At 42.6% G+C, this 12,410-nt stretch carries 10 protein-coding genes; 6 read left to right on the forward strand and 4 right to left on the reverse strand.

The features are described from left to right. Positions 1-35: 35 nt before the first annotated feature. From tatC to BWD47_RS14830, 6 genes are all read left to right on the forward strand, one after another. Positions 36-776, forward strand: coding sequence for a twin-arginine translocase subunit TatC (tatC, locus tag BWD47_RS14805; protein ID WP_036973540.1), 741 nt, complete (start codon positions 36-38; stop codon positions 774-776). Continuing rightward, positions 777-1,304, forward strand: coding sequence for a hypothetical protein (locus BWD47_RS14810; RefSeq protein ID WP_036973544.1), 528 nt, complete (start codon positions 777-779; stop codon positions 1,302-1,304). After that, positions 1,304-2,086 (forward strand): TatD family hydrolase, encoded by a 783-nt coding sequence (locus tag BWD47_RS14815; protein WP_036973546.1) that lies wholly within the window; start codon positions 1,304-1,306, stop codon positions 2,084-2,086. Before BWD47_RS14810 ends, BWD47_RS14815 begins: the two co-directional genes overlap by 1 nt. A gap of 1 nt (position 2,087) precedes the next feature. Continuing rightward, positions 2,088-3,944: a diguanylate cyclase gene (locus BWD47_RS14820; RefSeq protein WP_075594211.1), complete on the forward strand. Its 1,857-nt coding sequence runs from the start codon at positions 2,088-2,090 to the stop codon at positions 3,942-3,944. Between the two features lie 12 nt (positions 3,945-3,956). Continuing rightward, positions 3,957-4,967, forward strand: coding sequence for a porphobilinogen synthase (gene hemB, locus BWD47_RS14825; RefSeq protein ID WP_065979460.1), 1,011 nt, complete (start codon positions 3,957-3,959; stop codon positions 4,965-4,967). 133 nt (positions 4,968-5,100) lie between these two features. Beyond that, on the forward strand, positions 5,101-7,851 hold the full coding sequence (locus BWD47_RS14830) for an ExeM/NucH family extracellular endonuclease (protein ID WP_075594212.1): 2,751 nt from the start codon (positions 5,101-5,103) through the stop codon (positions 7,849-7,851). 43 nt (positions 7,852-7,894) lie between these two features. Here BWD47_RS14830 and BWD47_RS14835 read toward each other — a convergent pair whose 3' ends face one another. The 4 genes from BWD47_RS14835 to BWD47_RS14850 all read right to left on the reverse strand — a co-directional run bounded on the left by BWD47_RS14835 (position 7,895) and on the right by BWD47_RS14850 (position 12,408). Beyond that, on the reverse strand, positions 7,895-8,314 hold the full coding sequence (locus tag BWD47_RS14835; RefSeq protein WP_036973553.1) for a hypothetical protein: 420 nt from the start codon (positions 8,312-8,314) through the stop codon (positions 7,895-7,897). Between the two features lie 401 nt (positions 8,315-8,715). Then, complete coding sequence (gene fusA / locus BWD47_RS14840) at positions 8,716-10,803, reverse strand: elongation factor G (RefSeq protein WP_036973554.1); 2,088 nt, start codon at positions 10,801-10,803, stop codon at positions 8,716-8,718. 226 nt (positions 10,804-11,029) lie between these two features. Continuing rightward, a complete protein-coding gene (locus BWD47_RS14845; RefSeq protein ID WP_074989499.1) occupies positions 11,030-11,689 on the reverse strand; it encodes a 3-oxoacid CoA-transferase subunit B in 660 nt (219 codons plus the stop codon). 11 nt (positions 11,690-11,700) lie between these two features. Continuing rightward, entirely contained in the window at positions 11,701-12,408 is a 708-nt protein-coding gene (locus BWD47_RS14850) for a CoA transferase subunit A (RefSeq protein ID WP_075594213.1), read from the reverse strand. Between the last annotated feature and the right edge of the window lie 2 nt (positions 12,409-12,410).

Genomic DNA, 12,410 nt, shown 5'->3' on the forward strand with positions numbered 1-12,410 from the left:
TTTAGTTGTCCATTTTAGAGAGTATTTATAACACTATGACTGAGCAAGCTCATTCAGGCTTTGTGGGCCATTTAATTGAGTTACGAAATCGACTCATGAAAGCGCTCCTAAGCACTTTGCTGGTATTTATCGTCTTGATATTTTTTATGTACGATATTTATGATTTTATATCTGCACCCTTAGTATCAAACTTACCCAGTAACACAAGCATGATTGCTACAGATGTTACTTCTGTTGTTATAGTTCCGATTAAACTTACTCTGTTTTTAGCTTTTTTAATTGCCATACCCATGATATTGCACCAAGTTTGGGGGTTTATCGCACCCGGCTTGTATCAAAATGAGAAAAAAATGTTAGTACCCATTTTGATTTCAAGTGTGTTTTTATTTTATGGTGGGGTCAGCTTTTGTTATTTCGTCGTGCTGCCAATGATACTGGCTTTTTTCACTGCAGCAGGTCCCGAGATGATGACCTTAGCCCCTGACATAGGCAGCTATCTAAGCTTTGTTATTAAGCTTTTCTATGCATTTGGCATTGCTTTTGAAATACCAGTTGCCATTATGCTGTTATGCTGGAGCGGTGCGACAACCACTAAAAGCTTAAAAGAGAAACGCCCATATATCGTGGTCGGTGTGTTCGTGGTAGCCATGTTCTTAACCCCCCCCGATGTATTGTCACAAACATTATTAGCATTACCCATGCTGTTGTTATTTGAGTTAGGCTTAATTTTGGCTGCATTTTATACCGCCAAACCCCAACAGGAATCAGAGGAATAAATGAAAAAACAACTAATTCCCTTTATTGCACTACTTACAGTTGCAGGCACAACGCACGCTAACGAAATTAATATTCAAGCATTGCAAGCCTGTACTTTTGTTGAAAACGACTTTAATCGCTTGCTTTGTTACGACAACATTATGGCAGGTAAATCACTGACTAAACCTGCAGCAAACAAACAAATTGAAAAGCCTGTAACAAACGCCGCCGCAGTTTCGGCACCTGCTGTAGTTGCTTCATCAAACCAAGTTGTTAAGACAAAAAATGAAGATTTTGGTCTAGAGCACAAAGAAGCAACAAAAGACAATGATGATGAGATTAGTGCCGTCGTTAAAAGCGTTGAAAAAGCCGCGTATGGCGAGCTCATCATCGAACTGAAAAATGGTCAACAATGGCGTCAAATTGGCTCAGATAGTTTACGTCTAAAAGCCAATGACACAGTCGTGATTGAGCGCGGTATTTTTAATTCATTTTTATTGAAAGTTGAAGGTCAAAACCGCTCAATTCGTGTTAAGCGCACAAACTAATGAGCACACGGCTTGTTGATGCTGGCGTCAACTTAAGCAATCATCAATTTGATGATCGTCACGCCGCTGTCATACAGCGAGCTGAGGCTGCGGGTGTAACGCAAATGTTATTGATTGGCTGTGATTTACAAAGCAGCCATGACTCATTACAGCTTGCAAAGCAATTTAATCTGCTGTGTACCGCCGGAGTTCATCCCCACGATGCGAAAACAGCCACTGAGGCACTTGAGAGTGAGCTAAGCGCACTTGTTAACCATGCACAGGTGGTTGCTATTGGTGAATGTGGGCTCGATTACAATCGCGATTTTTCTCCACGTGATGTACAACGAAGCGTTTTAAGAAGACAGCTGGCACTTGCTGAAACACTTAACATGCCTGTTTATCTTCATGAGCGAGATGCCAGCGAAGATATGTTACAGATTCTAGCCGATTACAACGTACGTGGTGTATTACATTGCTTTACAGGTGATGCATCAGCATTACAAAATTACCTGGCGCTTGGGCTTTATATTGGCGTTACGGGCTGGGTGTGTGATGAACGCCGTGGTGAGCAACTACAGGCGCTTGTGCCCGACATTCCATTAGAACGTTTGCTTATTGAAACAGATGCCCCTTTTTTATTGCCAAGAACCATTAAGCCTAAACCTAAGTCTCGGCGGAACGAGCCACAGTATCTTACCTATGTATGCCAGCAAATTGCTGACTTAAAAGGCTGTGAATTTACTGAAGTGGCAAAACAAACTACACTAAACTTTCAGACATTATTTACCACAAAGGGTTAAAATGAAGCGCCTATGGTCACTATGTGGCGTACTCTTCGTTGTTTTATTCAGTCATTATTTAAAGGCTAACCCTATCGCCGTTAGCTCGCACTTTAAGTCTCAACAAATCATAAATGTTGAGTACACGCTCGAGCCTATTACTCAGCAACAAGCATTTATCAGTAAAGATATCGACTGGCAAAAAAATCAAGCTGACACTCTTAACTTGGGCTTAAACCTGACACCCTTGTGGCTAAAGGTATCGATAAAAAATACCTCCTTGAATGATCTCACTCTGATTCTCTCGATCGATAACCCACTTCTTGATGAAGTCAGTGTTTTTCATGTGCAAGGTAGGCACATTCTGTCAAAGACCAAAATTGGCGACGCACTGCCGCTTGCAAATCGGCAAATAAAGAATGAGTCCTTACTTGTTCCACTCATTTTGCCTAAAGCAAGTCATACGGAAGTATTTTTAAGAGTTGAGAATGAGGGCGGATTACGTGTCCCACTTAGTCTATGGGAGCCGTCTGAATACCTTAAATATAAAAGTAAATTTAACTTACTCTATGGATTATTAGTTGGTTTTATTCTTTCTTTGGCGATCACTAACCTCGTCCTGTACGGTTTTTCAAGACGCCGTTACTTTGCCTACACAGGTATTTTACTAACCTCATTATGGTTAACACTTGCTTATATATATGGTTTTGGGTATCGCTACTTACAACCGAGTGGTTTAACATTCCAGCAGTTGGCAATCCCGAGTCTATTTTTTATAAGTGGTGCGCTATTTGTTCCTATACAACGGTGTATTTTTAGCACTGATAATAAAACCCTGAGTCGCACTCAATATTGGTTAGCCTGGGCCATGATACTGATGACAGTATTAATGTGGTTTCTCCCTAAACATTTTGCACTCTCACTGTGTTTAATCAGCTTGCCTGTATTACTACTGGTGTTTTTCATCATTGCCATGAAGCAATTTAACCAGGCGTACAAGCAACCAAGCATTGCCTTCCTTATTGGTTTATCTGCATTTTTCTCTGCGATTATTTACAGTGGTTTAGGTGTCTTTAACCCATTTAATTTAAATATTGGTATGCTTTCTCTTACGTTTGTTTGCTTCTTAATTTGTAGTCTGAGCTTATGTTATGCCGTTATTAAATTATTCTTGATGCAACGTGATGCCGAAGTTGTGTCACAACAAAACGCATTAGCAGAGAGTAAAGCGCAAGATACCTTAATGCAGGAGCGCTTAGCCCTTCAAGAACAAGCTCGGCAAGATTTAGAGGCTAACATTGAAGAGCGAACATTTGAGCTGCAAGTTACCCTGCGTGAGCTTGAAGACAAAAATCGTGAGCTTGAGCAGCTCAATATGGAAGATGCATTAACGAAAACGAAAAATCGCCGTTATTTCGATAAAAAATTAATAATGGATATTCGCCGCTCCCGCCGGGAACAAACTCCGCTTAGCGTCATTATGCTCGATATCGACCATTTTAAAGCGATTAATGACAATTTTGGCCACTTAACCGGTGACCAAACCATTCAAACGACTGCAAATATTATTAAGGAACACTTAAAGCGCCCTCTCGATGAAGTCGCCCGGTATGGTGGGGAAGAGTTTGTTGTACTCTTGCCTAACACCCCCCTTGAAGGTGCCCTAATAATTGCTGAACAAATACGCAAAGCCGCTGCTAACACTGATATAATAGTTGCCGGAACAACGATTAAATTTACACTCAGTGCCGGTGTTTTCAGCGCCGTTGCAGAAGACGTTAATAAACCAAGTTTATTCACAGACTATGCCGACAAAGCCCTTTATCACGCAAAGCAAACAGGCCGTAATCGCGTAGTAAGTTATCCTCTACCAGACTAGGAGTATAAAAGCATGGCCCAATCAGGACTCGATCTTTTCCCATATACACGTATGCGCCGTATGCGCCGTGATAATTTCTCTCGACGCCTTATGGCTGAAAACCAACTAACCGTGAATGATCTTATTTTCCCTGTTTTTGTGTTAGAAGGTAAAAACCGCCGTGAAGCCATTGAATCAATGCCGGGGATTGAGCGCCTTTCTATCGACTTATTGCTAGAAGAAGCCAAAGAGCTTGTTGAATTAGGTGTACCCGCTGTCGCGATTTTTCCTGTTACACCGAGTGATAAAAAATCACTGCTCGCTGAAGAAGCTTACAACCCTGATGCACTAGCACAACGCACTGTGCGTGCACTAAAAGAAGCATTTCCAGAGCTGGGTGTAATCACTGATGTTGCACTCGATCCATTCACTGTACATGGCCAAGACGGCATTATTGATGACGAAGGCTATGTGATTAACGATGTGACAACTGAAATACTCGTAAAACAAGCACTTTCACATGCCGAAGCCGGTGCTGATGTCGTCGCCCCATCTGACATGATGGATGGACGTATTGGCGCAATTCGAGAAGCATTAGAAGCGCAAGGCCATATCCATACTCGCATCATGGCGTATTCTGCTAAATACGCTTCAAGCTATTATGGACCATTCCGTGATGCGGTAGGCTCAGCAGGTAATTTAAAAGGTGCCGACAAAAAAACCTATCAAATGGATCCAGCAAATTCAGATGAAGCCTTGCGTGAAGTAGCGTTAGACCTACAAGAAGGTGCAGATATGGTGATGGTTAAACCTGGCATGCCATATTTAGATGTTGTACGTCGCGTAAAAGACGAGTTTGGCGTACCAACATTTGCGTATCAAGTGAGCGGTGAATATGCCATGCATAAAGCAGCCATTGATAATGGTTGGCTTGCAGAAGAGGCAATAATCATGGAATCTTTACTGGCCTTTAAACGTGCAGGTGCCGATGGCATCCTCACTTATTTTGCTAAACAAGCAGCAACGTGGTTAAAAAATAACTAACCTAAAGTAAATAGTCTAAAAAACAGTGATTATTTCACTTTCATTAACATTTTGTATTCAATTTGTCATAGATTTTCCTTAAAGTATTGTGTCCCAATTTGGGACTCAAATCATACATACACGGGAAAATATAATGATAAATACTAAATTAACGCCGCTCGCGCTTGTCATTGCAAGCCTGAGCGCGCCTGCCTCAGCCAACTTAATCATCTCAGAATACGTTGAAGGAAGCGCCAACAACAAAGCTGTTGAGCTTTACAACACGTCAAGCACCGAGTTATCACTCGATGGTTACACTATCTCATTGTATTCAAATGGAAATGGTGACTTAGCCTCTCCTAATAACAGCCTCACCTTAAGCGGTACCCTTGCTGCAAATGGCACATATGTGATTGCTAATGCAGGCGCTAGTGCAGAATTAATAGCAAAAGCAGATACAGATTCAACCATTACCTACTTTAATGGTGATGATGCGTTGGTATTAAGCAAAGACGGAGCAATTGTTGATAGCTTTGGTCAACTCGGTGTTGATCCAGGTTCAGCGTGGTCTGAGGGGGGAGTAACAACGGCTAATAAAACACTCCGTCGTAAAACGACTGTAACCACTGGCCGTACCGATGCAACGGCAGCCTTTAACCCAAGCGAAGAGTGGGAACAATTCGATCAAGACGATTTCAGCAACTTAGGCCTATATGGTGACAGCAGTGAACCAACACCTGAGCCAGAACCAGTAACACCACTTGTGTGTGGCGCAGAAAAAACCTTAATCAGCGCCATTCAAGGTGAAGGGGGTGATAGCCCACTTATTAACACTGAAGTAGAAGTTGAAGGCGTAGTCACTGCTGACTTCCAAGGTGATGATCAACTTAAAGGTTTCTTCATCAGCTCACTTGCGGCTGATATCGATGCAAACCCACTTACCTCTGAAGGCGTATTCGTTTATTTCGCTGATACTGATGTGACTGTTGGTGACCACGTACGTATTAAAGGCAGCGTGGCTGAATACTACAGCGCAACACAACTGGGTGATGTTAGCCAAGTAGAAATTTGTGCGACAGGTTTAACTACAGACGCTACGGCTATCACCTTGCCAGTTGCTGACATTGCAGATCTTGAAGCTTACGAAGGTATGCTCGTTACCCTCTCTCAACCACTTGTCGTTAATAACAACTATGGCCTTGGCCGCTACGGCGAGGTTGACTTAGGTACTGAGCGTTTATACCAAGGCACGCAAGTTGCGCTCCCAGGTGATGCTGCGAATGCAATTGAAGCTGAAAACCTGAAGAAGCAAATCTTAATTGATGATGGTTCAACCAAACAAAACCGTGATCCAATTGCTTATCCTGGCACGGGCCTCGATGCTTATAATACTCTGCGTTTAGGCGATACAGTAAATTCTATCACCGGTGTAATGGGTTACAGCTTTGACCGTTACCGTATTCACCCGACTGTGCAACCTAGTTTTACAGCAACAAATCCACGTGCAGACGCTCCTGAGCTGGCCGAAGGTGCAGATTTACGTGTTGCTAGTTTCAATGTACTGAACTACTTCAATGGTGATGGCCAAGGTGCAGGTTTCCCTACTAGCCGCGGTGCAGACAGTGAAGAAGAGTTTATTCGTCAACAAGCGAAAATCGTCAGTGCAATCACTGCAATTCAGGCAGATGTGATTGGCTTAATGGAAATCGAAAACGATGGCTTTGGTGAAAATAGCGCTATCGCCAGCCTAGTCGCAGCACTCAATGATGAAGACGTAAACAACAGTTATGCTTTTGTTGACTTTAACGTCCCACAAGTAGGCACTGACGCGATTACAACGGCAATTATCTATCGTGCAAATAAAGTAACCGAGGTTGGCACAGCCGCGCATACTACGGTTGCACCATTTGATTACAGTAATCGTCCGCCAATTGCACAAAGTTTTAAATCGCTAGAAACAGAAGAGGTTTTCACTGTTGCTGTTGCGCATTTAAAATCAAAAGGTGGCTGTGGCAGTGCCGAAGGCAATAATGCAGATTTAGGCGATGGCCAAGCATGTTGGAATGAAATTCGAGTTGCGGGTGCCAATGCCTATGCAGATTGGTTAGCCACTCATCCTACGGGTGTCGCAGATGACGATGTCATTTTGGTTGGCGATATGAACGCTTATGCCATGGAAGACCCTATCCGTGCATTTGCAGACAAAGGCCTTAAGAGTGCTGTTACAGAGTTAGATGGTAACACATTAGGTTATTCTTATAGCTTCTCTGGTCGTATTGGTAGCCTTGATCATGCATTAGTATCTGAATCACTGCTTGGTAAAGTAGTTGCAGCGACAGATTGGCATATCAATGCCGATGAGCCAATTAGCTTAGACTATAATCTTGAATACAAGTCATCAACTCAACAAGCAAGCCTCTATGCAGACAATGCTTATCGAGCATCGGATCATGACCCAGTCATCATTGATATTAAATCAGAGCCAGCACCAGAGCCTATTCCTGAGCCACAAGCCCCAGTGATAAGCCCAGAGCAAGCTTTTGAAGTACTTGAAAATAGCGCGATTGGTACTGTCATTGGCCAACTTGAATTCAGCGATGCTGATGCTGAGTATACGCCTGTTGTAAAATTCATTGTTTCTGGTGAAAACGCAGATGCGATATCAATCGACGCACTCGGTCAAATCAGCCTTACGAAAGAGCTTGATTATGAGTTCGAAAATAAACTAACACTTATGATCCGCGCTGAAGATAGCGCAGGTAACTTATCGGAAGCGCAACTACTTTACATCAATGTGAAAAATGATGAAGCTGACGATGAAGACGAAGACGATTCTGGCTCATTTGGCTGGCTGAGTTTACTTGCTTTACCTTTCGTGGCTGTACGCCGCCGCTTTAAAGCATAAACATTAAAAAGGCCGCAATTGCGGCCTTTATTCATCCTGCGATTTAAGCCTTACACTCTACATGTGCCTTAAATGTACTAGAGCCTTTGTTTACTTTATACAACTTCGTAATTGCTAATTGCTGCTCTTCATTAATTTGCCAATTACTAAAATGGTATTTTTCACCATTCTCAAGGCTAATCTTAAACACCGTAAGAAAGGCCACTTTCTTAAACTCAATGGCTTTAATCTCTTCAGCATTTATATAACGCTTACCAAAACCACGAGAATAGCAAATGCCTGCTTTGTAGCAGTGTAAAAAACGGATCTGCAAAAAGTTTAATACCGTGATAAACAGTAAAACTGGCAAAATAAACATCAGTAATGACGTACCAATAATGTTAACACTAAATGCAACAAGACTAGCCAGCACTAACTTGCTTCCCTGTACGGTCCAATTTGGACTTAACTTAATCGTTTTCATGAGAATATATCTTTAATTTTTAATAAAAATAAGCAGGACTTTTAATACAAAATGATTAACTAATCATTCGCAAGGCAATTCTACACCGTTCAAAAAAGGTACACAAGGTACAGAATAAGACTTTTAGACTAGAACAAAATGATTAATTCACAACTTACTAAAAAGCATAGCTTTTTAGATTAAAAATAAATTTGTACAAAAATCATGCACATCAAACCACTTAGTACTTATTTGGTAATTATGAAAATAAAACCAATACTAAAAACCGTGATCATATTGGGAACATTAATAAAGAAGCACTGAATAGAAGATTAATTTAGATGTGTTATTTGTAATCGTGCTTGGCGGGCAATAAAAAACCCGCAACAAGTGCGGGTTTTTTTAAGAAGTTAAAAAGCTAATTACTTAGCAGCTTTTTTCTCTTTTTCTGCAGCGATTACAGTTTCAGCTACGTTTTGTGGACATGGTGCGTAGTGTGAGAACTCCATAGAGAACTGACCACGACCAGACGTAATAGTACGTAAGTGACCGATGTAACCGAACATTTCAGAAAGTGGTACTTCACCCTTGATGCGAACGCCCATTGCGCCTGCTTCTTGGTCTTTGATCATACCACGACGACGGTTAAGGTCACCGATTACGTCACCTACGTTGTCTTCTGGTGTGAACACGTCAACTTTCATGATTGGCTCAAGAAGTTGTGCACCCGCTTTAGGGATAGACTGACGGAAAGCGCCTTTAGCAGCGATTTCGAACGCGATTGCTGATGAGTCAACTGCGTGGAAAGCACCGTCGAAAAGTTCTACTTCAACGTCTAATACTGGGAAGCCAGCTAGAACACCTTCATCCATCATAGACTTAAAGCCTTTCTCAACTGCAGGCCAGAATTCCTTAGGAACGTTACCACCAACAACTGAAGACGTGAATGTGAAACCTGAGTTAGCTTCACCTGGCTTGATGCGGTAATCAATTTTACCGAATTGACCAGAACCACCAGATTGTTTCTTGTGCGTGTAGCTATCTTCGATTTCTTTCGTGATAGTTTCACGGTAAGCAACCTGAGGTTGACCAACAACTAGGTCTACGCCGTAAGTACGCTTAAGGATATCTACTTTGATATCTAAGTGAAGCTCACCCATACCTTTAAGGATGGTTTCGCCTGAATCTTCGTCAGTTTCAACTTGGAATGAAGGATCTTCTGCAACCATCTTACCGATCGCGATACCCATCTTCTCGTTACCGCCTTTGTCTTTAGGCGCAACAGCGATTGAGATAACTGGATCAGGGAAGATCATCGCTTCAAGTGTACATTCGTGCTTAGGATCACAAAGCGTGTGACCAGTTTGAACGTTCTTCATACCAACAACAGCGATGATGTCACCCGCTTGCGCTTCAGAGATCTCGTTACGGTCGTTAGCTTGCATCTCAACCATACGGCCGATACGCTCAGTTTTACCTGTTGCTGAGTTAAGTACTGTGTCACCTTTTTTCATACGACCTGAGTAGATACGAACGAATGTAAGTGCACCGAAACGGTCGTCCATGATTTTGAACGCTAGCGCTTTAAGTGGCTCATCAGCAGAAACTGTTGCTACTTCACCTGTCGCTTCACCTGTTTCTGGATCAGTTAGAGGCTGTGGATCAACTTCTGTAGGCGCAGGTAGGTAATCTACAACCGCGTCTAGTACTAATTGCATACCTTTGTTTTTGAATGCAGAACCACAGAACGTTGGGAAGAACGCAAGATCACGAGTACCTTTACGAATACAACGCTTGATTTCTTCTAATGAAGGCATTTCACCTTCCATGTACGCTTCCATTAGCTCGTCGTCTTGCTCAACAGCAGACTCGATTAGCATCTCATGGTATTCTTCAACTTTGTCTACCATGTCAGCTGGAACGTCTTGTACTTCGTAGTTTTCAGGAAGACCTGTCTCGTCCCAAACGTATGCTTTTTTCTCAAGTACGTCTACAACACCACAGAATTGGTCTTCGATACCGATTGGTAAAGTCATAACTAGTGGGTTAGCACCAAGTACTTTTTCTACTTGACCAACTACGCGGTAGAAGTCAGCACCCATACGGTCTAGTTTGTTTACGAAGATTACACGTGCAACTTCTGATTCGTTCGCATAACGCCAGTTAGTTTCTGACTGTGGCTCAACACCACCAGAACCACAGAATACACCGATACCACCGTCTAGTACTTTAAGTGAACGGTATACTTCTACTGTGAAGTCAACGTGTCCCGGAGTATCGATAACGTTTAAGCGGTGGCCTTTCCACTCACAAGTTACAGCTGCTGATTGGATTGTAATACCGCGCTCAGCTTCTTGTTCCATGAAGTCAGTAGTAGACTCACCGTCGTGTACCTCACCAGTCTTATGAATTTTACCCGTAAGCTTAAGGATACGCTCAGTGGTGGTAGTTTTACCCGCGTCAACGTGGGCGAAAATACCAATATTTCTGTACTTCGATAAATCTGCCATTATTTTACTCTTAATAAAGTCGAAAAATTATTCGGCGGGAGTATAGCATTACTTAAAGCGAACATCACCATAGAAGTCGCTTAAAATGCAATCAATTTTATAAAATTTTTATATGCAAAGGATAAGCGGCACTTTTTAAAGTGCCGTTAAAGTGATGTTAAGGTGCCAAGGAGTCATTTTATGTCTCCAAAAATAAAAAGAGATTCGAAATAATGCGAAAAAACGCCTAATCAAATGCCATCTCAGGAATCTCACCCGAGACAATAAGTTTGCCTTGTGTCTTTGCAATAATCTCATCAACCGAAACACCTGGGGCACGCTCTAATAAATGAAATGCACCGTCTTTAATTTCTAATAACGCTAAATCGGTGATCACTTTATTAATACAACCAACACCAGTGAGCGGTAAACTACACTCTGTTAGTAGCTTTGATTCACCGTGTTTATTGGCGTGCGTCATGGTGCAAATAATGTTTTTCGCTCCTGCCACTAAATCCATTGCGCCTCCCATGCCTTTAACTAACTTTTTCGGGATCATCCAACTGGCAATGTTACCGTTTTGGTCAACTTCAAAGGCACCCAGTACGGTTAAATCGACATGCCCGCCACGGATCATGGCAAAGCTTTCTGCAGAGTTAAAAATAGCCGCCCCCGTTGCTGCGGTGACCGTTTCTTTACCAGCGTTGATCATATCGGCATCGACTTGATCTGCGCTTGGGTAGGGCCCCATACCGAGCAAGCCATTTTCTGATTGCAGCATCACTTCGATGCCATCAGGGACATAATTCGCGACTAAGGTTGGAATTCCAATGCCTAAATTAACGTAGTAACCGTCTTGTAATTCCATCGCCACGCGTTTAGCGATTTGTTCTCGTGATAATGCCATCTGCGTGCTCCTTATTGGCTCTCTTGCTTAGTGGTTACTTTCTCGATGCGTTTTTCAAATTCACCTTTAATCACGCGGTCAATATAGATACCCGGTGTGTGAATTTGACTTGGCTCAAGCTCCCCTGGCTCAACGATTTCTTCAACTTCAAGAACCGTAATTTTGCCCGCGGTTGCCGCCATCGGGTTAAAATTCATTGCCGTATGTCGATAAATACAATTGCCGTAACGGTCTGCTTTCCACGCTTTTACTATCGCAAAGTCACCCGTAATACTTGGCTCTAATAAATAATCGCGACCATTAATATTGCGGGTTTCTTTACCCTCAGCGACCGGTGTACCCACACCCGTCGCGGTATAAAATGCAGGAATACCCGCACCACCAGCACGCATTTTTTCAGCTAAGGTGCCTTGCGGTGTGAGCTCAACCTCAAGCTCACCGTTTAATAATTGCTGCTCAAATAACGCGTTTTCGCCGACATACGACGCCACCATTTTGCGGATCTGCTTGTCTTCGAGCAACACACCTAAGCCAAAACCATCTACGCCGCAGTTATTCGACACGACGGTTAAATCACGCGTGCCTTGACGTTTAATTTCAGCAATTAGACCTTCGGGAATGCCACATAAGCCAAAGCCGCCAGCGATGACAGTCATGCCATCTTCAAGACCTGCCATAGCATCACTATACGTTGTTACTACTTTATCAAAACCAGCCATGG

This window comes from Pseudoalteromonas sp. PAB 2.2 (assembly GCF_001938575.1).
Lineage (GTDB): Bacteria > Pseudomonadota > Gammaproteobacteria > Enterobacterales > Alteromonadaceae > Pseudoalteromonas > Pseudoalteromonas lipolytica.

Excerpts from the sequence above, each read along its gene's own strand:
- BWD47_RS14810 (WP_036973544.1), top strand. The coding sequence starts at position 777 with ATGAAAAAACAACTAATTCCCTTTATTGCACTACTTACAGTTGCAGGC.
- hemB (WP_065979460.1), top strand. The coding sequence starts at position 3,957 with ATGGCCCAATCAGGACTCGATCTTTTCCCATATACACGTATGCGCCGT.
- tatC (WP_036973540.1), top strand. The coding sequence starts at position 36 with ATGACTGAGCAAGCTCATTCAGGCTTTGTGGGCCATTTAATTGAGTTA.
- BWD47_RS14850 (WP_075594213.1), bottom strand. The coding sequence starts at position 12,408 with ATGGCTGGTTTTGATAAAGTAGTAACAACGTATAGTGATGCTATGGCA.
- BWD47_RS14820 (WP_075594211.1), top strand. The coding sequence starts at position 2,088 with ATGAAGCGCCTATGGTCACTATGTGGCGTACTCTTCGTTGTTTTATTC.
- BWD47_RS14835 (WP_036973553.1), bottom strand. The coding sequence starts at position 8,314 with ATGAAAACGATTAAGTTAAGTCCAAATTGGACCGTACAGGGAAGCAAG.
- BWD47_RS14845 (WP_074989499.1), bottom strand. The coding sequence starts at position 11,689 with ATGGCATTATCACGAGAACAAATCGCTAAACGCGTGGCGATGGAATTA.
- fusA (WP_036973554.1), bottom strand. The coding sequence starts at position 10,803 with ATGGCAGATTTATCGAAGTACAGAAATATTGGTATTTTCGCCCACGTT.
- BWD47_RS14830 (WP_075594212.1), top strand. The coding sequence starts at position 5,101 with ATGATAAATACTAAATTAACGCCGCTCGCGCTTGTCATTGCAAGCCTG.
- BWD47_RS14815 (WP_036973546.1), top strand. The coding sequence starts at position 1,304 with ATGAGCACACGGCTTGTTGATGCTGGCGTCAACTTAAGCAATCATCAA.